The organism is Rhodocytophaga rosea, from assembly GCF_010119975.1.
GTDB lineage: Bacteria > Bacteroidota > Bacteroidia > Cytophagales > 172606-1 > Rhodocytophaga > Rhodocytophaga rosea.
Window position 1 is genome coordinate 6,337,635 of the sequence record NZ_CP048222.1, and the last position, 25,209, is coordinate 6,362,843.

Annotated in this window: 27 protein-coding genes; 13 read left to right on the forward strand and 14 right to left on the reverse strand. The window is 39.4% G+C overall.

The features are described 5' to 3' along the window. The first annotated feature begins 475 nt into the window (after nucleotides 1-475). A complete protein-coding gene (locus GXP67_RS26130) occupies nucleotides 476-865 on the forward strand; it encodes a hypothetical protein (protein ID WP_162445851.1) in 390 nt (129 codons plus the stop codon). Between the two features lie 121 nt (nucleotides 866-986). Here the strand turns inward: GXP67_RS26130 and GXP67_RS26135 are convergent, their stop codons facing one another. After that, nucleotides 987-2,060 (reverse strand): GRAS family protein, encoded by a 1,074-nt coding sequence (locus GXP67_RS26135; protein ID WP_162445852.1) that lies wholly within the window; start codon nucleotides 2,058-2,060, stop codon nucleotides 987-989. Between the two features lie 397 nt (nucleotides 2,061-2,457). On the opposite strand from GXP67_RS26135, the gene GXP67_RS26140 reads away from it, so the two are divergent. Then, the gene (locus GXP67_RS26140; RefSeq protein WP_162445853.1) at nucleotides 2,458-3,099 is read left to right on the forward strand and encodes a YceI family protein; all 642 of its coding nucleotides are present in this window, start codon (nucleotides 2,458-2,460) and stop codon (nucleotides 3,097-3,099) included. A 58-nt stretch (nucleotides 3,100-3,157) separates the two neighbouring features. Here the strand turns inward: GXP67_RS26140 and GXP67_RS26145 are convergent, their stop codons facing one another. The 5 genes from GXP67_RS26145 to GXP67_RS26165 form a co-directional block, all read right to left on the reverse strand. Then, the gene (locus GXP67_RS26145) at nucleotides 3,158-4,087 is read right to left on the reverse strand and encodes a 2-hydroxyacid dehydrogenase (RefSeq protein ID WP_162445854.1); all 930 of its coding nucleotides are present in this window, start codon (nucleotides 4,085-4,087) and stop codon (nucleotides 3,158-3,160) included. 46 nt (nucleotides 4,088-4,133) lie between these two features. Next, the gene (gene murQ / locus GXP67_RS26150; RefSeq protein WP_162445855.1) at nucleotides 4,134-4,937 is read right to left on the reverse strand and encodes an N-acetylmuramic acid 6-phosphate etherase; all 804 of its coding nucleotides are present in this window, start codon (nucleotides 4,935-4,937) and stop codon (nucleotides 4,134-4,136) included. A gap of 56 nt (nucleotides 4,938-4,993) precedes the next feature. Beyond that, nucleotides 4,994-5,860, reverse strand: coding sequence for an N-acetylglucosamine kinase (locus GXP67_RS26155; protein ID WP_162445856.1), 867 nt, complete (start codon nucleotides 5,858-5,860; stop codon nucleotides 4,994-4,996). Between the two features lie 63 nt (nucleotides 5,861-5,923). Continuing rightward, a complete protein-coding gene (locus GXP67_RS26160) occupies nucleotides 5,924-6,157 on the reverse strand; it encodes a cytochrome b5 domain-containing protein (protein ID WP_162445857.1) in 234 nt (77 codons plus the stop codon). Nucleotides 6,158-6,292: 135 nt separating this feature from the next. After that, the gene (locus GXP67_RS26165) at nucleotides 6,293-7,003 is read right to left on the reverse strand and encodes an RDD family protein (protein WP_162445858.1); all 711 of its coding nucleotides are present in this window, start codon (nucleotides 7,001-7,003) and stop codon (nucleotides 6,293-6,295) included. 124 nt (nucleotides 7,004-7,127) lie between these two features. Between GXP67_RS26165 and GXP67_RS26170 the strand changes: the two genes are divergently transcribed. The 9 genes from GXP67_RS26170 to GXP67_RS26210 all read left to right on the forward strand — a co-directional run bounded on the left by GXP67_RS26170 (nucleotide 7,128) and on the right by GXP67_RS26210 (nucleotide 16,464). Then, the gene (locus tag GXP67_RS26170; RefSeq protein ID WP_162445859.1) at nucleotides 7,128-8,105 is read left to right on the forward strand and encodes a stage II sporulation protein M; all 978 of its coding nucleotides are present in this window, start codon (nucleotides 7,128-7,130) and stop codon (nucleotides 8,103-8,105) included. Next, nucleotides 8,089-9,027: a hypothetical protein gene (locus tag GXP67_RS26175; protein WP_162445860.1), complete on the forward strand. Its 939-nt coding sequence runs from the start codon at nucleotides 8,089-8,091 to the stop codon at nucleotides 9,025-9,027. The genes GXP67_RS26170 and GXP67_RS26175 overlap by 17 nt, the downstream gene beginning before the upstream one ends. A 130-nt stretch (nucleotides 9,028-9,157) precedes the next feature. Beyond that, complete coding sequence (locus GXP67_RS26180; RefSeq protein WP_162445861.1) at nucleotides 9,158-9,913, forward strand: LytR/AlgR family response regulator transcription factor; 756 nt, start codon at nucleotides 9,158-9,160, stop codon at nucleotides 9,911-9,913. Nucleotides 9,914-9,981: 68 nt separating this feature from the next. After that, the gene (locus GXP67_RS26185; RefSeq protein WP_162445862.1) at nucleotides 9,982-11,217 is read left to right on the forward strand and encodes a dioxygenase family protein; all 1,236 of its coding nucleotides are present in this window, start codon (nucleotides 9,982-9,984) and stop codon (nucleotides 11,215-11,217) included. A 294-nt stretch (nucleotides 11,218-11,511) separates the two neighbouring features. Then, complete coding sequence (locus tag GXP67_RS26190) at nucleotides 11,512-12,207, forward strand: DUF4129 domain-containing protein (protein ID WP_162445863.1); 696 nt, start codon at nucleotides 11,512-11,514, stop codon at nucleotides 12,205-12,207. Nucleotides 12,208-12,227: 20 nt separating this feature from the next. Continuing rightward, a complete protein-coding gene (locus GXP67_RS26195) occupies nucleotides 12,228-13,451 on the forward strand; it encodes a DUF4350 domain-containing protein (RefSeq protein ID WP_162445864.1) in 1,224 nt (407 codons plus the stop codon). 198 nt (nucleotides 13,452-13,649) lie between these two features. After that, on the forward strand, nucleotides 13,650-13,913 hold the full coding sequence (locus GXP67_RS26200; protein WP_232064603.1) for an endonuclease domain-containing protein: 264 nt from the start codon (nucleotides 13,650-13,652) through the stop codon (nucleotides 13,911-13,913). A 160-nt stretch (nucleotides 13,914-14,073) separates the two neighbouring features. Then, nucleotides 14,074-15,045, forward strand: a complete 972-nt coding sequence (locus GXP67_RS26205; protein ID WP_162445865.1) for an AAA family ATPase — start codon at nucleotides 14,074-14,076, stop codon at nucleotides 15,043-15,045. Between the two features lie 96 nt (nucleotides 15,046-15,141). Then, nucleotides 15,142-16,464 carry a DUF58 domain-containing protein gene (locus GXP67_RS26210; RefSeq protein WP_317170072.1) on the forward strand — a complete coding sequence of 441 codons (1,323 nt, stop codon included), beginning with the start codon at nucleotides 15,142-15,144 and terminating at the stop codon, nucleotides 16,462-16,464. A 216-nt stretch (nucleotides 16,465-16,680) separates the two neighbouring features. On the opposite strand, the gene GXP67_RS26215 is transcribed toward GXP67_RS26210, so the two are convergent. Further along, nucleotides 16,681-16,863: a hypothetical protein gene (locus tag GXP67_RS26215; protein WP_162445866.1), complete on the reverse strand. Its 183-nt coding sequence runs from the start codon at nucleotides 16,861-16,863 to the stop codon at nucleotides 16,681-16,683. Nucleotides 16,864-16,987: 124 nt separating this feature from the next. On the opposite strand from GXP67_RS26215, the gene GXP67_RS26220 reads away from it, so the two are divergent. After that, the gene (locus GXP67_RS26220) at nucleotides 16,988-17,536 is read left to right on the forward strand and encodes an NUDIX domain-containing protein (RefSeq protein WP_162445867.1); all 549 of its coding nucleotides are present in this window, start codon (nucleotides 16,988-16,990) and stop codon (nucleotides 17,534-17,536) included. A gap of 39 nt (nucleotides 17,537-17,575) precedes the next feature. Here GXP67_RS26220 and GXP67_RS26225 read toward each other — a convergent pair whose 3' ends face one another. The 5 genes from GXP67_RS26225 to GXP67_RS26245 all read right to left on the reverse strand — a co-directional run bounded on the left by GXP67_RS26225 (nucleotide 17,576) and on the right by GXP67_RS26245 (nucleotide 21,892). Then, nucleotides 17,576-18,472: an NHL repeat-containing protein gene (locus GXP67_RS26225; RefSeq protein ID WP_232064605.1), complete on the reverse strand. Its 897-nt coding sequence runs from the start codon at nucleotides 18,470-18,472 to the stop codon at nucleotides 17,576-17,578. 109 nt (nucleotides 18,473-18,581) lie between these two features. After that, a complete protein-coding gene (locus tag GXP67_RS26230) occupies nucleotides 18,582-19,565 on the reverse strand; it encodes a zinc-dependent alcohol dehydrogenase family protein (RefSeq protein ID WP_317170073.1) in 984 nt (327 codons plus the stop codon). A gap of 57 nt (nucleotides 19,566-19,622) precedes the next feature. Next, entirely contained in the window at nucleotides 19,623-20,276 is a 654-nt protein-coding gene (locus GXP67_RS26235; RefSeq protein ID WP_162445868.1) for a macro domain-containing protein, read from the reverse strand. Between the two features lie 34 nt (nucleotides 20,277-20,310). Continuing rightward, nucleotides 20,311-20,910, reverse strand: a complete 600-nt coding sequence (locus tag GXP67_RS26240; protein WP_162445869.1) for a short chain dehydrogenase — start codon at nucleotides 20,908-20,910, stop codon at nucleotides 20,311-20,313. A gap of 187 nt (nucleotides 20,911-21,097) precedes the next feature. Continuing rightward, nucleotides 21,098-21,892, reverse strand: a complete 795-nt coding sequence (locus GXP67_RS26245) for an SDR family NAD(P)-dependent oxidoreductase (protein WP_162445870.1) — start codon at nucleotides 21,890-21,892, stop codon at nucleotides 21,098-21,100. Nucleotides 21,893-22,157: 265 nt separating this feature from the next. On the opposite strand from GXP67_RS26245, the gene GXP67_RS26250 reads away from it, so the two are divergent. Continuing rightward, entirely contained in the window at nucleotides 22,158-22,898 is a 741-nt protein-coding gene (locus GXP67_RS26250; RefSeq protein ID WP_162445871.1) for a polyprenol monophosphomannose synthase, read from the forward strand. A 5-nt stretch (nucleotides 22,899-22,903) separates the two neighbouring features. On the opposite strand, the gene GXP67_RS26255 is transcribed toward GXP67_RS26250, so the two are convergent. Together GXP67_RS26255 and GXP67_RS26260 are read right to left on the reverse strand one after the other, a co-directional pair. Further along, nucleotides 22,904-24,112 carry a glycosyltransferase family 87 protein gene (locus tag GXP67_RS26255; RefSeq protein ID WP_162445872.1) on the reverse strand — a complete coding sequence of 403 codons (1,209 nt, stop codon included), beginning with the start codon at nucleotides 24,110-24,112 and terminating at the stop codon, nucleotides 22,904-22,906. Nucleotides 24,113-24,200: 88 nt separating this feature from the next. After that, complete coding sequence (locus tag GXP67_RS26260) at nucleotides 24,201-25,094, reverse strand: glycosyltransferase family protein (protein WP_162448065.1); 894 nt, start codon at nucleotides 25,092-25,094, stop codon at nucleotides 24,201-24,203. Nucleotides 25,095-25,209 lie beyond the last annotated feature (115 nt).

Consider the following 25,209-nt stretch of genomic DNA (forward strand, 5'->3'; position numbering starts at 1 on the left):
GAAATAAATAATTGGATCAACTTTGTGGATGTAGAACTCCTGATTTATACCCTATTGCAAAATAAATTACGAAATGTTTATTACTAAAATTTGATACTTATTACATTCATTTTGCACATATTCTATGAGCATTAGCCAGAACAGGTAAAAGATTATGTGTAAACTAAATTTCTTGTAAGAGACAACAAAACAATTAATTTGACGATATTAACTGTAAATTTTTATACTTTCAGCACTATATCGGCTGATTTACAAAATAATTATGGTATAAAAATTATGGAACAGAGATGTTGCCCCATCAAATAATACAATATTTATTTCATTCCTTTCTTACGCAGTGCAGGTAAACAATTTATTTTATCTTTATTATCAATATCATAAGCTTTTGAGATAAATATATATATTAGCACTTAAATGCTTTCAGGCTGTAAACCTTAAATCTAACGTTAAAAAAATTTTAAGCTATTCATTAAATATGATCTTATATCAAAAGCCCTATCTAACAATTGAACATGATGAAAGTTTATCATGTCTGATTCAGCGGTGGAAAGGATTTGCTACTTCCGACCAGTTCAGAGAAGGCATCAAGCAATCAGTGTTATATTTTGAAGAGAAAAAAATTAATAAACTCATCAGCGACACCAAGGATTTTGCAGTGGTAAAGAAAGATGATACCGATTGGGTAGCCAGTCATGCAACGCCTATTATGGTAAAGAATGGCTTAAAGTATATGGCCTTTATCCTTCCTACCAATGTATTTACCCAGGTTTCGGTGAATAATTTTAAAAGCAAGGCCGACGATATTCTTCAGATTCAATATTTTGACGATTACAGCAAGGCTATTCACTGGCTGTCCAGTTTGTAATAATTATTTCAGATAAATGATACGTTAAAGCTGTAGATTTTATTTAATTATCCAGCTATTAAAATACAAAGCGGAACTCCTTTTACAAGAGTTCCGCTTCTTTTTGTACTATTCTATATATTTATACCTGGCAACTGGCCATCATAATAGCTACCATAGGTGTACCTTCAAATTCTGTGGTAACAAATTTATAATCTTTCTCATATTTAAGTTTAAGTGAAGGATGATCCAGTTTTCTGGCGAATTTATGTAAACTAAACCCGGCATCTATCAGTCGCTTCGCCCATATGTCAGCTTTTTCGTGTTTTTCTGTGCGCTGAGTCTCATCATTCCCCAGAATATCATTTATTTCTCTTCCAAAAAACTTGTATTTAATTGCTATTGATTCCTGTTCATTCAATCCTTGTTTATCTACTAATTTAAATATTGTACCGAACAGATTGTAGCAGTTTACCAGGCGTTCTGTAAGATTAGCTGTAAAGTGATTTACATCCGGCTCAATAAGTAGGAATAAATATGGTTCGCAGGAGGCAATGCATTGCAATACATGGTTGCGGTTTTCTACGGTAGGCAGGTGATGCAAGGTGAAAGCAGATACAGCTCCTAATAATTCCGTCTGATGATTTTTGATAGTATCCCATACACTTTGCTCAATTTGTTCGGCAAAGGCACATATAGGGATATATTCAATTTTTGTGGTATTCGGGAACAGATTATACACCGTTTTTCTAATGTTCCGGCCAGCCTCTTCCAGTGATTCCTGGTCGATGTCGATACCTATAATTTTTATAAGATCTGGCTTTCTATTATAACTGGAAGCTAACTGCTGCAACATTTTTACTTCCAGATGCCCTTTGCCAATTCCTACATTTAAGTGCGTAAAAGAAGGTACGCCGGTATCATATAAATTTTTCATGATGTCCAGAGCCGTCTGACTCAGTGCCTGAACTGGTGGAACTGCTTTTAATACAAGATCAAATACATTGATTTGCTTATCGTCTTTACCCTGATCTCTCAAGTATAAGGGAGTAGCTAAAGAATTCCGCTCCCGCAAAGATTGTACACATAACCTGGTAATGTCATCATCCGGGGTAAGTGCATCTAAGAGCCCGTTGGCTTCTAGGTTTTTGCCTAAATTAATTAAATTACTGGCTTCAACGAGGGCTTGTAAACACTTGGAGTCAATTTGTTTCATGGTGCAATTAGCTATTAGTTCATCTGTAGTTGATAAGGGTTCAAGTTAAGATGCAGTAATAAGGTTTGTGTAATTTTTTTATTAATAATATTACTTCTTACAGATTTGTCCTTTTTTGTAATAATCCCAGAATTCACTCTAAGCCCTATTAATGAAAGATCTTTGCAAACGTTTGTTTTCAGTTATTTCAACTTTTAACAGCACTAAATCATTCATTTTCAGGAACAACTATAAATATTGAATTTTTGGGATAAAAAACTGGACGATACGATTAAAGGACTTTGACTTAAACATTACATTTAAATATATATAATATTTGTAGGTACATCTATTGTAAATACATATATTTGTGTATTCTTAAGTATTAACCTATTTACAATCTTTCAACCCTTATCGTATGAAAATCAGTAAATCAATATTATTTCTCCTGTTCATCAGTCTGTTATCTTTCCAGATCTCTGTAGCAGGCAATGGTGGTAAACCAGGTAAAAAAGCAGCTGTTCTTAAAGCAGATATTCAAAAAAGCACGGTTAAGTGGCAGGCAAAAAAAGTAACTGGTGAGCATTTTGGTACGGTAAAGTTAACCAACGGAACGCTGGAAGTAGATAAGGGCAAACTTACCGGTGGAAGCTTTGATGTAGATATGAACAGCATTCTCTGTGAAGACCTGACAAATGCAGAGTTTAATGCGAAATTAGTAGGTCATTTAAAGTCTGAAGATTTCTTTATGGTAGAAAAACATCCAAAAGCCAGCTTTAAGATTACAAAAGTTACTTCTATTGCCAATGCGAAAGCCGGAGAAAACAATTATACCATTACTGGCGATCTGCTTATTAAAGGAATCACCCAAAGCATCACTTTCCCTGCTGTAGTAACTATCGATGGCAATAAAGCTAGTGCTAAAGCTAAATTTGATGTGGACCGGACTAAATATGATATTAAATTCCGTTCAGGCAGCTTCTTCGAAAACCTGGGCGACAAAATGATCTATGACAATTTTACAGTAGACCTGAATCTGGTTACTACGGAGCAGATTTAATCAGCCTGAATACCAGTTTTAACAAAACAGCCCGGCAATACTGCCGGGCTGTTTTGTTTTACTTTTCCCATGTAGAGATTTTAGCAACTAACACCTCATTGATACGCACATAGGATTCATGTGTCCAGCCGGCCACATGAGGTGAAAAAATCACTTGATTGGACTGACGCAGGTATTCAAAACTTTCAGCCTGTATTGGGGTAAGCGTTTGTAATTTTTCGTTTTCCAACACATCCAGGCAGGCTCCCTTGATCTTACCCGATTTTAATTCCTCTGCTACTGAACGGAAAGGTATGATTTCACCACGGGCTGTATTAATCAGGTAAATATCCTTTTTAAACTTATTGAGGAAATCAGCATTCACCAAAGCATGTGTTTCAGGGGTAAGTGGAATATGTAAGCTGAGTACATCAGCCTGCTCAAAAATTTCCTGCATACTGGCTTCTTTACCATGCTCATTGGAATAGTTGCTTAAGTATTTATCATAGGCAAGTACCTGGCAATTAAAACCAGTTAATCTACGGGCAAAAGCTTTTCCAGTATTGCCATATCCTATAAGTCCTATAGTTTTTCCTCCGAGTTCTACACCACGGTTGGCTTCTCTTTTCCATACTTTATCACGCACTTCCTGGTCAGCTGTATTTATTTTGTTAAACAGGCAAAGCAGCATCGACATGGCATGTTCAGCTACTGCATCTCTATTGCCTTCGGGCGCATTAAATAAGGTAATATTTCTTTTTTCTGCTGCCTCTACATCTATCTGATCCATGCCGGCACCAGCCCTTCCGATAAATTTTAAACGGGTAGCATGGGTAAAAAAATCTTCATTTAACGTTGTTTTACTTCGGATAATAAGTCCATCGTAAGCCGGAATTTTTTGCAGGATTTCTGCCCGTTGAATACTAGGTAAATACTCATATTGATACCCTTTTTTATCCAGCATAGGCAGGAGGGAAGGATGCATTTCATCTGCAATCAGAATATTCATGTAGAAGGAGAGAGGGGTTGTTTATGATGTATCGATTATAAAACTTTTATTGTTTCTGGCTGTCTACTGCTTTACGGACACTGCCATGTTGTTGTAACAGGGCTTCTGCTTGTTTTTCATCTATCTGAAGTTCATCCATCACCATCCGCACGCCCCGGTGTACTAATTTTTCATTGCTCAGTTGCATATCTACCATTTTGTTCCCTCTTACCTTTCCCAGGCGGATCATTACTGAGGTAGAAATCATATTCAGCACTAATTTCTGGGCAGTTCCTGATTTCATGCGGGTACTGCCGGTTACAAATTCCGGCCCTACCACTACTTCCACCGGATATTCTGCGGCTGCGGCTAGTTTACTACCTTTATTACAGGTAATACAACCAGTGAGTATTCCTTTTTCCCGGCAGGTTTTTACTCCTCCAATCACGTAAGGTGTACGTCCGGAAGCAGCAATGCCAATCAGACTATCCAAACTATTAATTTTGTACGCCTGCAAATCTATCCAGGCCTGATTTTCGTCATCTTCGGCATTTTCCACCGATTTACGGATGGCTTTGTCGCCGCCGGCAATAATGCCGATCACTACATCTGGCGATACGCCGTAGGTTGGCGGACATTCAGAGGCATCTACTACCCCAAGCCTGCCACTAGTGCCAGCACCAATATAAAATAGCCGGCCTCCCTGCTGCATCCGCTTTACAATCTGCTCGATAAGGGCTTCGATCTGCGGAATTACTTTTTCAACCGCATAGGGCACTGTTTTATCTTCATTGTTTATATTGGTCAGCAATTCATGCACTGACATTTTTTCCAGGTTATCGAATTGGGAAGCTGATTCTGTAGTGAGCATTTTTAACAAATATTAAAAATTGGAGAAATTGAAATTACATAATATTCAACAAGCCTTTATAGTTTATGGCTAGTTTCCTTAAGCTTCTGCTGGTGATACAAAGTCAGGCCAGAGATAGGGCTTTCGAGAATGTATTGCAGGGTAATTCCTTTATCGTTGGCTACCTGCCGTAATACATTGCTGTAATAGAAGGCCACAGACCCAACAAAGTGTACTTTATACGCCTTATAATTCTCATATTTACACACATACCGGTTAAAGAAAGCTACAAATCCATCGTATGCCAGTTGATAGCAATACGGGTGGTTCAGATTATCGAATAAAAATTTGGAAAAAGAAGCGAAATACGCATTGGGAAAAGGTTTTTTGTAGGCATTTTCCAGAATAGTTCCCAAAACCGGAGTATAACGCTTTTCAAACTTTTGCCTCAGATCAGCAGGCATGTCTTCATGAAAATAATGCTGAACCAGTGTTTTACCCATATAGCCGCCACTTCCTTCATCACCAAGCCAGAAGCCCAGAGAAGGCCTGCCAGCTACAATTTGTTTTCCATCATATAAACAGGAATTCACACCCGTCCCCAGAATGCAGGCAATTCCAGGTTCATGTCCGCATAAAGCCCTGGCCGCTGCCAGCATATCATGAGTTACTTCTATATAAGTTCTTGGAAAAGCTTGATTAATGGCATTTTGTACAATAGTCTGATTGGTTTCAGTAGAACAGCCTGCCCCATAATAATATACTTCCCGCACAGCATTAGTTGTAATTTCCGGAACCAGATGTTGTTTGAGTTCAGTATATATCGTTTCAGTATCCTGAAAATAGGGATTAAATCCAGCTGTTTTGGCTTGTGAGACCGAACCATCCGAACTTATCAAACGCCAGTCTGTTTTAGTAGAACCACTATCTGCAATGAGGACCATAGAATTGGTTGTATAAAGTACAAAATATGGAGTATTGAACCTGACTATGTATTCTTAGCTTGTTCAATTATCTTTTAATTTTCCGACAATTTCAAATTTATCGAACACATTTGCATTATGGGGTGCATCTTTTAGTTCATTGGTTAAATCTTGTCCGGCCCAGTGTTCATAATGTTTGCCATTCCGCCAGAGCCTGGATTTGCGCAGGTCGTAAATATTTCCCTGATACGCACACCAGATTTCTTCCCGGTCCGAGCCATTTCGCAGTGCCAGTTGTGCCCTGGTGTATTCTTTCATGTATTGTAGGTGGAGTGAATTTTGTCTGGAAACTAAATTATGCAGAGTAAGGGATTATTTATGTATTCAAGTAAATCAGAACTTACTAATCTGTAATTAATTCTCTACTCAATCACACATTCGCTCATTCACCTTTTACTGACTGGTCAGGTAGGCATGATCCCGGAGAATGGTGTGAAGGAAAGCCATCGGAGGCATAGATGATTCTACCTGTAATACATTTTTTACTTTAGTAGCCAGTGTTTCTATTAACCTGGGGTCAGGTTGTTCGCTCTGGTTATGTACATATAAAGCCTCTTTAATAATAGCTACATCCCGGTCAGAGAGAGAAGTAACCTGTGGATAGACTGGCTGGTAATTTTCCTGAATATTGGGTAAAATGGTTTCATTAAGCCCTACTCTTCGTTTCAGGCTGATGACAGAAGTCCCGGCTGCCATATCACCTAATCGTTGCCCTTTTCCATTCACAGAAATGGCCAGGATAGCAACCGCTCCTGAAAACAGCATATCTACCCAGCGGATAAGCCAGCGCAGCAGATAACTGGCAATTGAAGGCTGGGTACCATCCAGTTTTACTACTTTAATGTTCATGGCTTTTTTGCCTATGGTTTGCCCATCCATTACAATTTCCGAAACCAGGTCATAGAAAAGATAAGGAATACCCAATAGGATTATATATAGCCAAGCTCCATCTATTTGCATGGTTGCCAGGATACCTACTACAATAATAAGATAACTCCATATAACGACACCATCAATAAGGGTTGCCAGGATACGGTCACCTACGCTGGCAGGCAGGTATTCAATAAATACATTTTGCGCCGTTTGTATGCGTATTGTTTGCATAAGAGTTGAAAAATCAAAAAACTAAGTTTCTGAATGTTTATTGTGAGAATAATTCAGGTAATGTATTGCTCCAAACCTGTTTTATAGTGTTATAAATAAGTTTTAAATTTAGGAAAAAAAACAAATGCGGGAAGCTCTATTTATCAAAAACAATACACCCAGATGGCAGCGGTTTGAATCCCTCTTATCCCAGAAAAACGCAAATAACCCCGACCTACTGGCCGATTTATTCATACAACTTACAGACGACCTTTCATTTGCCCGTACCAATTATCCCGAAAGCCAGACAACAGTTTACCTTAATAACCTCACGGCTAAAGTCCATCAGTCTATATACCGCAATAAAAAAGAAGAAAAAGGCAGATTTGTACGATTCTGGAAATATGAATTACCTCAATTGTTCTATAGTGCCCACAAACAATTATTGTATTCCTTCCTGATTTTTGCGGCTTCTGTGCTGATTGGAGCAGTATCAACCGCTAATGATATGAATTATGTAAGGTTAGCTATTCCGAATGGTGACGCATATGTAAATATGACGCTGGAAAATATAAAAAAAGGTGATCCGATGGCAGTATATAAAAGTATGGATCAGGGAGATATGTTTTTTCAAATTACCCTCAATAACATTTTTGTCTCCTTTAAAACCTTCGCTTATGGATTATTTATATCTGTAGGAACAGTATTTTCTTTATTTTCTAACGGAGTCATGCTGGGTTCGTTCCAGTACTTTTTCTACCAGAAAGGATTATTGTTGACATCTGTGCTTACCATCTGGATACATGGAACGCTTGAAATTTCGGCCATTGTGATCGCTGGTTGTGCCGGAATGGTGATGGGAAATAGCCTGTTATTCCCGGGCACTTATTCCAGAATAGAATCGTTAAAAATGGGAGCCAAAAAAGGACTGAAAATCTGTGTAGGACTAGTTCCTATATTTATTGTGGCAGGTTTTCTGGAAGGTTTTGTAACCAGGCATACCGAATGGCCGTCGGTAGTAAAGCTGGCAATTATTTTAGTATCGGCTAGCTTTATTGTATATTATTTTATCATTTATCCCATCCGGTTAAATAAACATGCTGCAATTGTTAAACAAAATTGAATTCAGAAGAAAGCGGGATTTTGGAGAAATATTAAATGTGAGCTTCACTTTTATCCGGCAAAATTACCAGCCCATATTTAAAAGTCTACTTTTTATCGCTGGTCCTTTTATACTCGTGGGAAGCGTGTTGCCAGGACTGTTATTTTCGCCCTCATTCGGCACGGAAGAAGGCGGACTTTCGCAGGTAGATTTTACGCAGGTTATTGTAAATGTACTTTCTTTCGTAGTAGGTTCGGTAATGGCCGTAGGTGTGGTTTATGAATATATGCTCTTGTATGAGAAAAATGATGGTGCCCCATTAAAAACCGGGGAAGTCTGGAAGGCAGTGCGGAAAAGCTTTTTCAGGATATTAATTACTATCATTGGAATGGTAGTGTTATTAGGAGGAGGATTTTTTCTGGCAGGCGTTGTAGCCTTTAATGTGATGAATGGCGTCCTCGCATTTTTTCTGCTAATCTCTGGTGGCACATACCTGACTGTGGTTTTCTCCATCCTGCTGATTGTCAGTTTATCTGAAAGAGTGCACTTTTTCAAGGCCATAATCCGGTGTTTTACTCTGATGCAAGGCAGCTGGTGGCTAACTTTTGCTCTGTTATTTATTTGTGGCGTAGTACAGGGAGCAATGGTGACAGTAGTATTTTTGCCTTTTTCCTTCCTGGGAGCCAGCGAAGACCTGTTTTCGCCTTCTGCTAATTCTTTTACCAGCAGCCTGATTGTAGTAGCCCTGGCTGGTATTGTCTTTATACTTTCTGTTACACTTTCCTTCTGCCTGACACTCATCGTATCTGGTTTTCAGTATTTCAGCCTGGTTGAACAAAAAGAGGCAACCGGGTTATTGAAACGCATTCAGGATATGGGTTCTCCTGCCTCTCCGGCTAGGGATTTATATGAAGATTCAGAGGAAGACAGTGAATCAAATTAAACCTTATTTGCTATCTTAACAGGCATACCTGTTAATGATGAGCAAAACTTTGATAACAAACCTTAATCTCACTCAGAGAAAAGTAGTAATTAGCTTAACATTATGTGTTCTGGCTTTTGTAGTGCTGACTTTGACTCAAGACTTCTTACGGGCTAACCTTTATCATACAGGCTATTATTTCTCAGAGTCCTTTATGTTCAGCTCTTTCTGGTGGATTTTTGTTCCATTATTGATAGCCCAGTATTATGCAGTTAAATATACACATGCAAAACCATCAGTCCTTCTGATAGTAGTTATTGTTTTGCCCTTGATTACTCATATTTTTGCATTCCCCTTACTAGTCTGGGTTCTTTCCAGTATATTTTATTACCATACCTTTGCTATACAACAAACCCTAACCTATACTCTTTCTGAACATAGCTACCTATTGGTGTTTTTCTACTCGATTCCTGTATGGATGTGTCTCTTTCTGAGCAAGACAGTGCAGCCGGCAGACAAAATCCCACTATCAGAACCAACAAATGCTGCAAATTCGTTTATTGAAACCATACTAGTTTCGGAAGGAAGTAAAAAGTGCTGCATCGCTGTCGCAGATATATTGTATTTCTCTGCAAATCCGCCCTATATAAACATTCATCTTCAGGAAAAAAAGTATCTGCAAAATGAAACATTAAAGTCTATCGCCACTCAATTAAACTCCGGACAATTTATACGCATACATAAATCTACCATCGTAAATATTAAATTAGTTGCTTCCTATACCTCAAGGTTGAATGGAGATTACGACCTGACCATGAAAAATGGAGATACACTCCGGGTAAGCAGGAACTTTGCTGCCAGTTTCAAACAAAAATTTCAGAAAAGTCATCAGCTTACAGCAAAATAACCTCAGCTTGCCATATTCCATTTGACTATTAGCAGCATACCGGATAAGTTCGCCCAAAAGCCACCTGTATGCATACCATAGTTAACCTTCTCATTTTTCTCATTCTCCTGCCATTTTCTTTCCTGAATTGTAATGGCCAGACAAACAATTTGTCTGCTTCAGATAAACCGGCGAAAGATGAAAGCAAAGAAATAGGCGGCGCATTTGAAAATGCTGAATTTATGGATATTGGGATGCCTGAAGTTATTGATGCAGTTGATACCAGTACAGGATGGGCGCAAAATGGGCAAAAACTATTGATTACCGGGATAATTTATACCTCTGATGGAAAGCAGCCTGCTTCAAACGTTCTCCTGTATTATTATCATACCAATACAGAGGGAAGATATTTACACCAGTCTGATGAAAAGCGAAGTATGCCCCCCAATAATCTTGGACAAACACATGGGTATATCCGGGGATGGGTGAAAAGTGATAAAAATGGCAGGTATTCCATATATACAGTTAAGCCGGGAACCTATCCAACCAGGGACGAACCTGCTCATATTCATGTAACGATTAAAGAGCCTCACCTAAAAAATAGCTATTACATCGACGATTTCGTTTTTGACGAAGACGAGTTATTAACTTCTGAAGAAAGAAAAAAAATGGTAAACCGGGGTGGCAGTGGAATCCTGAGGGTAGTGCAACAAGGAAATTTACAGATTGCCGAACACAATATCATACTAGGCCTCAATATTCCAAACTACCCAAAAGCAAAAAATAATACAATTCAATCAGGGCTTCAGATCGGGGAAGAGCAGCCGTCGTTTATTCCATACCATGCTTTTGGGCCAGATAAGGGTTCCAGAACTTGTCCTGTTTGTAAATATGGCCGCTATCACGGCATAATTTATTTTGTAGGCAACAATCCCAACTGGGCTGACATTAAAAAGTGGCTGATATTTCTGGAACAGGAAAGTATGGCCAGAGAGAAGTACCTGAAAGTATATTTCGTGTATGGGAATCAGGTGGGCTTTACTAAGCAGGCAAGACAAAAAGAACTGGAGAAACTAGGTAATGAACTCAACCTGAAAAATATAGCATTAACTTTTGTTCCTTCGATGCGCGATACGGAAAGTGAAGCCAACCTCAACAAAATAAACCCTGAAGTTGAAAATACTTTTGTTGTGTACCGGCACAGAATTATTATTGATAAGTACATTAATCTAAAACCAACCCTGGAAAATTTTAAACTACTGTCATCTATATTAGACACTACCCAAAGCGAATATTTCAACCTGCCGACACCAGGACATGAATAAAACCTCTTCTTTGATTTAATTCTGTTCATTTCTACCGGAAATTCCTAGCATACATCAGAACAGTACAACCTTTGTTTTCTTACAAAATTAATTTGGCAGCTAGGATCAATCACTAAGTAAGAAAAAATACAAACTTCATTTCAGCTGTAAGTAGCGAATTTCTATATTGCCATATTAAACAGCCTTTTAAAAGCGCCTGAATAAAACTAAGTGGCATCCTCTAATCTGAAATCGTTTCAAGTGTATACACCTAAATTCCTTTTTTGCCTGTTTTACAGACACAAAAGGCTTATTTTGATTTTTGCCTGCCTGCTAAGCCTGAGTATTTCCGGTATTGCCTATCACTCCCTGCAAGAACCGGCCAGTGAGCAGATACAACTCCGTACTTTTCAGAAGGAAAAACTGCAAAAATACCTCAACGACGAAGATTTTAAATACGACCGGGAATTTAAACCAGAAGCACCCAATCTCTGGCAACGCTTTAAAATCTGGCTGCTGACAAAAATATTGCAGGCGCTGAGTAATGAACAAACCTTTAATTTCTGGAAGTGGGCCATCTATATTTTATGTGGACTGGTAATTTTATATGTGATTTTGAAGCTGACAAAAACCAATGTGAGGGGATTGTTTTTCGGGCAGGCACAGAGCGGAAAAATGGCTTTTAGCGAAACGCAGGAAAATATTCACGAACTTAACTTCGAAAAGTTGATTGCCGAAGCCATTGCTGCCCAGCAATATGGAAAGGCCATCCGCTTATTCTACCTGAAAATACTCAAGGAACTCACCGACCGTAAACTCATCGACTGGCGCATTAACAAAACCAATTATGATTATGTACGGGAATTAGGCGCCAAAGACCTGGCTCCTTCTTTCCGCAACCTGACTTTTTTATTCGAATACATTTATTACGGCGATTTTCCTATTACTCAGACAGATTTTGAACAAGCCCAGTCGGCATTTAAGAATTTTGAAGAACAATTAAAAAGATAGTCATTAGTTGCTGGTTGTTCATGATTTCTAATAACCAGCAACTAACAACCAGCAACTATTTTATGCTAAAAGGCAATACCAAATATATACTGATACTTGTTACAGCTGTGCTGCTGGTAATTATAGTAGAATGGCTTACACCTAAGCCTATCAACTGGACACCTACGTTCGATAGGGAAGACAATAACCCGTATGGCAGTGCTATTTTGTATGAGCTTTTACCAGATATTTTCCCAGGAAAACAAATCTACACCCTCAATAAAACTTTGTATGAACTGAATGAAGAAGATGCCCTGCAAACAGGAAATTATGTATTTGTTCACAATGAATTTAGTATTGGCCAGGAAGAAGTAGATATTCTCCTTTCACTGGCCGACCAGGGAAATTCCATTTTTATTGCTTCGAATACCTTTCCGGATGAACTGGCGGATACCCTGCAATTTGAAATGGAAAATATCTTCTTCACTACGGATAGCATCAGATTAAACTTTACCCAGCCGCAGTTAAAAGCAACTGGTTTTTATCCGTTTCGCCGGATAGATGTGCTATTTGGATTTAAGCCGGTTAAAGATAAAAAAGCCATATATCAGGTGTTGGGCGTGAGTAGTAATAAAGTCACCAACTTCATCCGTGTTCCTTTTGGAAAAGGCTGGTTTTATCTCAATACGGTGCCACTTGCCTATACCAATTATAATATGCTGTACCAGGAAAACCGGGAATATCTTTCAAAGTCGCTTTCCTACTTGCCGGTTGATAATACCTATTGGGATGAATATTACAAACCCTTCCGCCGGGAATCTCAGTCACCTCTGCGTTATATTTTGAGCCAGCCGGCTTTGAAATGGGCGTTGTATTTGTCAGTGGGTGCTTTGTTGCTGTTTATGTTTTTTGAAGCCAAGCGGAAACAACGCATCATTCCTATTGTACAACCGCTTTCCAATACTACCCTGGAATTTACCGAAACCGTAGGCCGCTTGTATTTCCAGTATAAAGATCATAAAAATATAGCCGATAAGAAGATCACGTATTTTCTGGATTATCTCCGCATGCATTTATATATCAAATTCTCTGAAATAGACGAAAACTTGTATATCCGGCTTGCCGACAAAACAGGAATTCCCCAAATAGAAATTGAAAGTTTGTTTTCATTTATCCGCCAGATTCAGAGTAAAAAGCAGATTTCAGAGGATGAATTATTAACCCTGAATCGTAAAATTGAAGATTTTGAGCGGAGGAGCAGATAAGTATGTACTCAAAATGGCTATTGATAAGAATAATTTTAGTTGTACGGACAAAATTCTCCCCTAACAAGGGGAGTTAGAGGGGTGTAATTACACTATGAAGATTTACTATAATCCAGTTTTGAAGGAATTAGCCCGGCGTTTACGAAATAATAGTACACTATCAGAGGTGTTGTTATAGAACGAGTTAAAAACGGAAAATTGAAAAATTATGATTTTCATAGACAGAAGCCAATAGACAACTATATTGTTGATTTTTTCTGTTATGAATTGAGACTGATTATTGAAATTGATGGAGATAGTCATGCTCAGAAACAAGAAGAGGACAGTTATAGGCAGAAAAGATTGGAAGATTTAAGGTTAACAGTCTTGCGCTTTGATGATCTTGAAGTGAAAAAGCATATAGGGAACGTATTACGCACCATTGAATATTGGATTGAAGATTTTGAGCAGAATAGTAAATAGTGCATCCCTCTGGCTCCCCTTGTTAGGGGAGATTTTTTGCTCATATACGAAATCTCTCCTAACAAGGAGGGTTGGGGAGTTGTAAAATTACTAGCATTGGAGTGTGTTTAACTATACATTATAAAAGAATTTTAACGAAGCAATATTATATACCAATCTCATGAATGAATTTGAAAACAGGGTAGACCTTACCCAGCTGAGTGAAACCATTAGACAGATTAAGGCAGAAGTTGCTAAAGTAATCGTAGGACAGGAACGAATGATAGATTTGTTGCTGGCTGCTATTCTGGCCGATGGGCATGTGCTGATAGAAGGCGTACCTGGTGTAGCCAAAACCCTTACGGCAAAACTCATTTCCAGAATAGTTTCGGTTGGTTTTTCCCGTATCCAGTTTACCCCAGACCTGATGCCTTCTGATGTGCTGGGAACTTCAGTATTCAACCTGAAATCAGCTGAGTTTGAGTTTAAAAAAGGCCCCATATTTTCTAACCTGATTCTGATCGATGAAATCAACCGGGCGCCAGCCAAAACCCAGGCGGCTTTGTTTGAAGTGATGGAGGAAAAACAGGTAACTATGGATGGTAAAACGCATATCATGGCGGCTCCTTTTATGGTAATGGCCACGCAGAATCCCATTGACCAGGAAGGTACTTACCGATTGCCGGAAGCACAATTAGACCGTTTTTTGTTCAAGATTGAAGTAAACTATCCGTCTGCCGAAGAGGAAACCCAGATTCTGACTCTGGCACATGAACGCAAAAACCAGATTGCCCTGACAGAAGTTGAAGCCTTGCTCACCGCTGATCAGATTGCAGAATACCGGCAAAAGGTGAAAGAGCTACACATTGATCCTTCCTTACTGAAGTACATTGCCCAGGTAGTAAGCCATACCAGATCACATCATTCTTTGTACTTAGGTGCTTCTCCAAGAGCTTCTCTGGCCATTATGAACGGCGCTAAAGCCTTTGCCGCCATGCGGGGAAGAGATTTTGTAACGCCTGAGGATATCCGGGATATTGTACCTTCTGTGTTACGCCACCGGGTGATGCTGACCCCTGAAAAAGAAATGGAAGGTACTGGTATTGATGTGGTAATTAAACAGATTGTAGACAGTGTAGAGGTGCCACGGTAAAATAGCTATACTGGTCATTTGTAAAAATGTTCATAAATGTCTTGCAAGTTGTACAAGTAATTATCCATTACTCAATTTCAATTATCCATTTACTTCATGTCTTCTCTCTACCTGAATAACCGGTTTTTTGTGGCTGTGGGCATACTTGTATTTTTATGTATGCTGGGTTTTGCGTACAGCATCTGGTTTGCCATTGCCCAGGTAGCATTGCTGGTATTTATGGTACTGGTAGCAGTAGATATTTTTATGTTGTATCGCTATAAGAAAGGCATTTTAGGCAGAAGAGACACAGCTGAAAAATTATCGAATGGAGATGAAAACCCAGTTAGTATTCACCTGGAAAATCATTATCCTTTTTTTGTAGCTTTGCGGGTGATAGATGAGCTTCCGGTTCAGCTACAAATCCGCAATCATGATATACGGACCAGTTTACCCAGTAATACAGCCAAAACGCTTACTTATCAGTTGCATCCGGTAAAACGGGGAGAATATAGTTTTGGAGCTTTAAATGTGTTTGTTTCCACAATTTTTGGTTTTGCTGGCCGCCGCTACCGTTTCGATCAGGACAAAATGGTGCCAGTGTATCCATCTTACCTGCAAATGCGCCAGTTTGAACTGATGGCTATTTCCAACCGGTTAACCGAATTGGGAATTAAAAAAATCAGGAAGATTGGGCAAAACCGGGAATTTGAGCAGGTAAAAGAATATGTAAGCGGCGATGATATCCGTACAGTAAACTGGAAAGCCACAGCCAGGCGGAATAACCTGATGGTAAATCACTACCAGGATGAAAAATCCCAGGCCGTATACAGTGTAATTGACAAAGGCAGGGTAATGAAAATGCCTTTTGAAGGAATGAGCCTGCTTGATTATGCCATTAATGCCAGTCTGGTGATTTCCAATATTGCCATCATCAAAGAGGATAAAGCCGGTATTATTACCTTCAGCAATAAAGTAGGTACGATTCTGCCAGCCAGCAAAGTGCATTCCCATATGCGCAGCGTGCTGGAAACGCTCTATAATCAGAAAACAGGTTTTAAAGAATCCAACTTCGATAGTTTATACATCCAGATCAAACGGCATGTAAAAGGCAGAAGTCTGATTTTGCTCTATACCAATTTTGAAACTCTTGCCGCTTTGGAGAGGCAATTGCCTTATCTGCAACGCATTGCCTATAATCACGTGCTGGTTATTATTTTCTTTGAGAATACAGAATTGAAAGATTTGCTCGAAAAACCGGCAACCAATACAGAAGAAATTTACTTGAAAACCATTGCCGAGAAATTTGCCTTCGAGAAGAAACAGATTGTAAAAGAACTCACCCGCCACGGCATTCATGCTGTACTGACCACTCCCAAAAATCTCACGATCAATACTATCAATAAATACTTAGAACTTAAGGCAAGAGGAATGATTTAGAGAATTACGAATTACGAATTACGAATTACGAATTACGAATTACGAATTACGAATTACGAATTACGAATTACGAATTACGAATTACGAATTACGAATTACGAATTACATTTCTTTAGAAGCTGATTTATTAAATTGATTTCAACTAGATAGACATATACCTATTCAGCAATAAATCTTATTAATCCTATAATCCGGTAAATCCCGGTTCAAGATATTTTACCTCAGCCGACGTTTAAAAAGCGTAAATACAGCTCCAATAATAAGCAGGCATAATACAATTTGTCCGCCAGCAATGTAGCCTTCAAATCCCAGGAAATGGAATGCCAGATCGGCAACGATCAATAACAGATATAGCAGAGCCAGAATCAATACAAATATGCCGGTGGGAGTGAGGTTCATAAGTCAGTTCTTTTGCTATTCAACGGATTATTTTTTAAGGGGTTGGCATACATTTGCCTGTAAATGGTATTTTGAGTAGGTTCGCCAGCTTTTTATACGAATATTAACAGCAGATCTTATCAGCATGGAACAGCACGAAAACCCCTGGAAAACCCTGTCAACAAAGTTCATTTACGAAAATCCCTGGATTCATGTACGTGAAGACCAAGTAATTAATCCAAGTGGCGGAAATGGGATTTATGGAGTGATTCATATGAAAAACAAAGCCATTGGCATTGTCCCTTTGGATGAAGAAGGCTTTACGTATCTGGTAGGCCAATACCGTTATACCCTCAACGAATATTCCTGGGAAACCCCCATGGGTGGCGGGCAAATGGATGTTGATCCTTTAGAATCTGCCAAACGGGAACTGAAAGAAGAAACCGGTTTTACAGCTGCCCAATGGACGTTTGTTGCCCACATTCATACTTCCAATTCGGTTACGGATGAAGATGGATATGTGTTTTTAGCCCAGGAACTCACGGCTGGAGAAACTGAGTTTGAAGAGACGGAGGATCTATCCATTATGAAAATCCATATCAAGGAAGCCGTAGAAATGGTAATGGACAACCGCATTACAGATGCGCTAAGTGTAGCCGGCATTTTGAAAGTAGCCAGATTGCTGGGGATCTAAGCTGTTTCAAGATTCAGAAAATAAACTATTCTAGATACTTCATCTCACCCGATACGCTACGACGGTGTTGCCGTTGAAGGTGGGAACAAATAATAATTTTTTGCTGGATATGTATTCAATATCAGCGGAGTTGACTTTGGCAGCAGTTGTATTTAATAATAATTTTTTTTCGCCTTTGCTGCTAATCCAGAATACCCGCCCATTCCAGTCGGAGAAGAAGTAGGCACCTCTGCCTGCCGGTTCTACACCATCCGAAGCACCCAAGCCATCGGTAATTTTGGTGATTTTTTTACTATCCAGATCAATGATTTGTAGCGCATTATTTTTCTGGCTGCCAACCGCCAGTTTATTACCTTCTATATATAACCCATTAGGCCGTTGCAGGCTTTCTCCTTCCATAAATATTTGCAGGGAATCGTTCCGCAGATAGTAGATTTTATCATTCCGGTTATCGGATACATATACAATCCCGCTTTCTCCCACGGTAATGTCATTCAGATATACAGGTTCAGCAATAGTATAACTCTTTAATATTGCGCCCGAACCCAGGTCAAACATCACCAATCTGTCGATGTCTGCTACAAATAATTTATTGCCGGAAATGCCCATTCCTTTGGGTGCATTCAAGCCAGTCGCCCATTCCAAAGTTGTAATTTGCCCTTCCAGTGTGAGTTTGGAAATAAACCCATTCCCATCTTTAACCGCACCATTCCCATTAATATTAGAAACATAGAGGACATTTTCTGAGGGTTCATATAAAACAGACTCCGGAGTGCGTAGCAACGTATCTGTTTCCCACACCTGGCGTAACGAACTAGGTTTTTTTTTAGCAGAAATACTGGTTGTAGCAGAAAGTTTTTCCGGATGTTTGGTTAATGGATAAACAAATAAGATATGAAGCAGGGTAAATAAATAGATATAAAAATGAGTTTTCATAGCCTTAATTGTTGAACCTAATGTGATTTTTCCTAACTACTCCGGCCGGAAGTGTTTGGTTGTATAATTTACATAAATTTGAGTGCAGAGTAAAATTTACCCTGATAATTCATAGAGAAAGTAAAATTTTTCCTGTCCGGCCGGGAGCATCTGCATGAGTAACCGCCTGTTTGATTTGTTCTAATGGATAAACCTTCTCTACCGGAAGTTTCACTTTACCTGAGGCAAGCAGTTCAATCACCGTTTCCCGTACTTCTGTGCGCTTGTTTTCCTCTGCGTGGCGCATCCAGTCGGTGAGCCAGAAACCCCGGATATGCAAGGCTTTGAAAATCATCAGGCCACTATTGACCGGAATATTTTCCAGACTCAGCAATCCATATACCAGCATAGTGCCTCCGTATGCTAACGATTGTAAGGCAGAAGCTCCGGTTTTGCCACCTACGGCATCCAGTACACAGGGAACACCTTTACTGCTGGTAATTTCCATCACCCGCTTCGGTAATTTTTCTTCTTCTGTATTAATTATTTCATCCGCGCCTAATTCCTTTAACCGGGCGATCATGTCATTCCTGCGGACAGTGCCAATGGTGCGGATTCCTTTCATCTTACATAACTGGATCACCATTTGCCCGAAAGCAGAACCAGCTGCTGTCAGCAGGAGCCATCCGCCAGGTTGTACACCGGATTCCTGTACCATAGCATAAGCGGTGAATGGATTTACAAACAGTTGGGCGGCTGTTTCATCCGGTAATGCATCCGGAATTGGAATAATAGTTTTAGCTGGCACTGTTACATACTGCGACCAGGCACCGATTGTGGTAAAGCTCATCCTGGTTCCCATTTTTTGGCTTACTTCTTCACCTATTGCATCTATCGTACCCATTCCTTCGAACCCTGCGCCTGAAGGGAACTGCGGTTTGATGCCATATTGATTCTGAATAAACGAAATATCCGACGGATTAATGGGACTAACATGGACCCGTATCCTGACTTCTCCGGGTTTTGGTTCAGGCATAGGTACTTCTTCAACTCTAAGGACATCTGCCGGTTTTCCGGCCTCTGCAAACCGGACACTGCGTATAGTTGTAGGCATATAGTTTATAATTTAATGATCTGCTATTTCAAATTTTCTATTGTTATATATTACGTATCATTCTGTTTTATCCCAATCTAAGTTCTGATAATATTGCAGATCCCTGGTTTGTTGAGTATATAATAACTGGTTCTTTTGCTGGGCATCAACCCAGGAAGATGGAAAGCTGACTTTATCTAAAATAACTTCATCATAGGCTACTCTCATTTGTCTGGCACAAATGTCAGCCGGTACTTTACCTACGCCAGTACCTAAACCTGAAATGGAAACAGCCCTTACTACTTCTTTAACAGGAGTTCCGTTGTCTAGTTTGCAATATTTTATTAGTAATAAAACCGCTCGCATGGCTAAGTATACGTTTACGGTAGTATTTAGTATCAAGGGTACCCGCATGGTAGGAGCAGAAATCAGATAAGGAATTTTTGGATGACCTGTTTCTACAATTTCTGCTTGTCCTACTAATAGTTCTCCATGGTATTTCTGTTTTATTTTAGCCTGCAATATTGCTTGTACATGCCATCCTAAATAGTTGGAAATTGCTAAATCCAGTCCGCCATCCATAAATCCGAATGAATTGGCAGGGCTTACAATAGCATTGCATCCCGTTTCAAATATAGAACCGGCAAAAATCTCAACATCCTGACAATCTTTGAAATATAGCTGCCAGGCTTTGATTACACTATGGTTTGTATCTGAAAGGATTATTTTCATTTTACTGGTTGGTTAATAAATATTGTTGGCCGTTTTAATACACTCTTAAAACCTGCCCGTTAATTACTCCTTCTACACTTTTCAGATACGCTTTTACTACTTTATCCATAGGAACCGGAATATGTCCGGGAAAGAAAGGACCCAGTTCTTCCAGGGAATCTTCTACCATGCCTGGGCTAATGACATTCAGGCGGATGCCTCTTTTAAGTTCGACAGTTGCACCCATTACAAATCCATGTAAAGCACTGTTGATGGTATTGAGCACAACCGCTCCTTTGATAGGCTCATCCGCCAGAATGCCGGAAGTAATAGTAAAAGAACCGTTATCATTTATGTAATCTTTGCCGATCATGACCAGATTGATCTGTCCCATCATTTTGCTGCGGATACCCCGGTAAAAATGTTCTTCAGTTGTTTGTTCAAAGGGCCCTATATAGCCACTACCTGCTGTTATCACCATCGCATCAAAAGAGCCAACCTGCTGGTACATTTTCCGGATAGAATCAGTGGAAGTGATATCCACTTTTACATCTCCCCGGTTGGCGCTTGCTTTAATCACCTCATACCTGGGAGATAATTCGTCGTATAATTTCCTTCCGATGGTGCCAGTTGCACCCACTAATATGATTTTCATAAATTGGAGTTATATCTTCTTAGAAACTTATTTAAAATTGAGCGATTGAGTGGATGAGTGATGGAGTGAGTATATCTTCAGCAGATTAATTGTATAACAATGCAGTAATTCAACACTTCAGCCATCTGACCATCCAACATTCATAATCTAAAATACACTCACTCATTCTCTCAATCACTCATTCACTTTACACAATACTCCGCACCACACCGCCATCCACCCGAAGGGCAGCACCATTGGTAGCCGATGCCAGGGGACTGGCAATATACGTGACCATATTGGCTACTTCATCGGTACTGGCAAAGCGCCGGATAAGTGAACTGGGCCTTGCACTCTGGAAAAAATTCTGCTCCATTTGCTCTTTGGTGAGATTCTGTTGCTTAGCCATACTTTCAATAAAACCGCCAACCCCTTCAGATAAAGTAGGTCCGGGCAGGATAGAATTAACCGTTACATCGGTTCCTTTGGTGAGTTCAGCTAAACCCCTGGCAATGGCTAACTGGGCAGTTTTAGTCATGCCATAATGAATCATTTCTTCGGGAATCTGAACGGCCGATTCACTGGAAATAAAAATAATACGACCCCAGTTTTTTTGCAGCATCCTGGGGAAATAGTGCCTCGACAAGCGGATGCCACTCATCACATTCACCTCATAAAAGCGCAGCCAGTCTTCATCCGGAATCTGGGCAAATTCTTTGGGTTCAAAAATGCCTACATTGTTTACCAGAATATCTACATCTGGCACCTGCTTTAATAATGCATCTATTTCTGCTTTTTTGCCAAAATCCACTGGAACGCCGCTTACAGAAGCTTGTGGCAGTTGTTTCTTCAGCTGTTGGATGGCTTCCTGAATACGCTCATGAGTCCGGCCTGTAATAATAACAGAAGCGCCTTCTTCGAGCAATTTCTGGGCGATAGCTAAACCTATTCCGGCGGTTGATCCGGTGACCAGAGCCGTTTTATTTGTAAGTTGCAGATCCATATAAATTTCGTGAGGTGGTTAATTAGGGCGTAAAGTAAACAAATTCTACTGTGAAACATGGTGCTTTACAGGCACAGAGTTGCTATTTTCTACCAGTGCAGCCAGATATAACAACGAATGATTTTGTTGGGAAAATCCATAATTAAATCCTGATATTTGCGAATTCCTGTATTTTATGTAGAAATATATACATCAAGTACACTATTTTTGCCTTTTAACCCAAAAGCAGGGTCTTGTTATTGGTTGCCAGATATATTTGTAATCCGTGAAAGAACGCATTGTAGTTATTCCAACATTTAACGAAATTGAAAACATTGAAGCGATCATCCGCAAGGTATTTTCGCTAAGTCTCCCTTTTGACATGCTTATTGTAGACGATGGTTCTCCAGATGGCACTGCGCTGAAAGTAAAGGAATTACAACAGGAATTTTCCGGCAGATTACATTTAGAAGAAAGAAAAGGTAAACTAGGCCTGGGTACAGCCTATATTCATGGCTTTAAGTATGGCTTGCGGAATGGATACCAGTATTTGTTTGAGATGGATGCCGATTTTTCTCATAACCCGGAAGATCTGGTGCGGCTCTATGAAGCTTGTGCCGGGCAGGGAAATGATGTGGCGATTGGTTCCAGGTATGTAACAGGCGTAAATGTGGTAAACTGGCCCATGAGCCGGGTACTGATGTCCTATTTTGCGAGTAAATATGTCCGTTTTATTACCGGTTTACCTATTCATGATACGACAGCCGGTTTTAAATGTTATCATCACCGGGTACTGGAGGTAATTAATCTGGATAGTATCCGTTTTGTGGGGTATGCCTTCCAGATTGAAATGAAATTTCTGGCCTGGAAATATGGATTCCGGCTGATAGAAGTGCCTATTATTTTCACTGACCGTACCAAAGGACAATCTAAAATGTCGAAAGGTATTTTTAAAGAGGCAATCCTGGGTGTATTGCGGATTAAACTAAAAAGTTTATTTACCAATTACCGCCAGCCAGCTGTCTAAAAATTTTAAATATTGGTTTTTTCTACTTCAGGTTCCGGAACATAATTTTCTGTGAGGAGCTGGTAGAGAAGCCTGAACCAGATAAAAATACAGAAGGCTGCTTTGAGCACATAGGGATACACCAGTTGTTGCCTCAGGAATGGCGGAAAAATATCCGTAGGAGAGAGGGAAGTAAATACAAAAGCCAGTATTACTAAGGTCAGGTTCAGCTTATCCCGTTTCTGGAAAAAATACCAGATACCTACCCCGCACATAGCAATAATGAAAGTCGGCGATTCAGCTTTATGGTTAAAAATCACAATCCAGATCAGAATAGACGCCAGAAACAAGATGCGAAATAGTTTGTTATTATATGCCCTGAACTTCAGCAGTGGCACACAAAATAGAACCACTCCAGCCAGTAAAACCAGTGTTTTGGATAACTCAAGTCCAAACCAGGTATAGAGCCAGCCCATTACTGATAAACCATACGATGCTGAATGATCTGCTGCCAGCATCTGCTGCCAGCTTTTATATAAAAATACAAGTTGATCCGGTGAAATTACTATCAGGGGAAGCAGTAATAATACAATTCCCCACAATACTGAATAGCCAATAAATTTAAGTTTATCCGGATAGAAAAGAAACAAGACAGCCGCTACAATTCCGAATATTTTAATATAGAATGCAAGCACAATACACAGTGCCGCCAGCCATACTTTCTTGCGTTCAAAACTGTTGAAAGCCAGAATAAGTAAAGCCGCCATCAGTCCGTTGCTCTGGGCATTTTGAATGGAAGTAAGCAACTCTTGTAAAATAAACCAGAGAATAAATACTTTCAACTTATCCTGGTGAAATGGTAAACTCCAGATCGCAATAAACAACGGAAGAGTATTCAATGCATTCCATAAGAAAAGGCCTACTATATCAGGCAACACAGCCAGGGGTGCCATCAGCAGGGCAAATGTTGGGCTATACTTATATAAATCCCATTGCTGCTGGAGGTAAAGAATATACAAATCCTGGTTGTTGATCAGATGAAAAAACGACTGCTTAAAAATTACATAATTATTATAGCGGGTATATCCTACCGGATAGCCTTCAATAAACTTAGGCGAAGAAAAGTATTGTATCAGGCTGACAATAAGCGTGATGGCTGCATATGTCAGTGCAATAAATCTTGTATTGTTGAGTCTTCTTATAACAGCATCAATTGCTTTATTCTGAATGGTCATGCGAAATATTTTCCTGACTTGGTAAGTGACATAATTATTAATTTTTTACCAGAGTAATATATTGTTCGATAACTGAAATAGAAAATGATTAAATCAATTTGTAGTTTTTGTATTCCCCGATACGGATGCCCGAGTATTTTTCAATGAGATATAACATTTTCTCCCGGGGAGTGAAAATTCGTCTGATTTTCTCTCCATCAAAATCCCAGTCTCGATTTGCAATAACCGGATGCATAAGTTTGGGATGAGATCCTGTAAAGCGTTTCAGATCATCTATCTGGTAATAGTCGTATTCTTCCTTTTTCTCTTGTTTGTCAAGCCAGCTGTCATCGTTCCAGAACTTGTGAAAAAACATTGATTTTTTTTGCATTAATTTAGGAGGCCTTACATAAGAATAATGAAAAACCGGCACTTCTATTTGTTTAACATGTAATTTCAATCCTTTGTGCCCATTTTCATAGGCATGTATAGAAGGGTATTTCCTGAAACCTTGTGAATCCCTGTATGAATGAATATTCAAATGATTCCGAATGATTCTGATTTCCTTCCTATGCCATTTTCTGGTATTGCCTATATAGTCATAACTGCCAAAAAAATTTAGAAAATGAAATAAAAATCCTTCTACTTCAAGATCGTCTTTATATGTATTCATAGCACGATAAATCGTATCCAGATCATGCTCATGTATTACTTCATCAGCCTGAATATGAAAGCCCCAGTCACCACTGATATGATCGAGGGCAATGTTTGCCTGCTGGGCAAAAATTTTCCCTCCCTTTCGCATGTTTTCATCCCACACCGTATCAATTATTTTTATTTTAGGAGAATTTAAATTGACAATTGCCTCGCGGGTGCCATCAGTAGAATCTCCAACAGCAACAATAAATTCATCACACAAAGGTAAAATAGACTGGAAGGCTTGTAAGAATGGATACCCATAGGTGAATCCATTTCTTATATAGGAAAATCCACTAACTGTCATCAAAATTGGCTTTAAGTAAAGTCAAAAATATAAAAGTTTTTTTTATCAGTAGGAATTCAACCCACTTTTCTGCTTTTGTAGAATTAGTTAGCTACCAGGACAATGATGTAGAAAC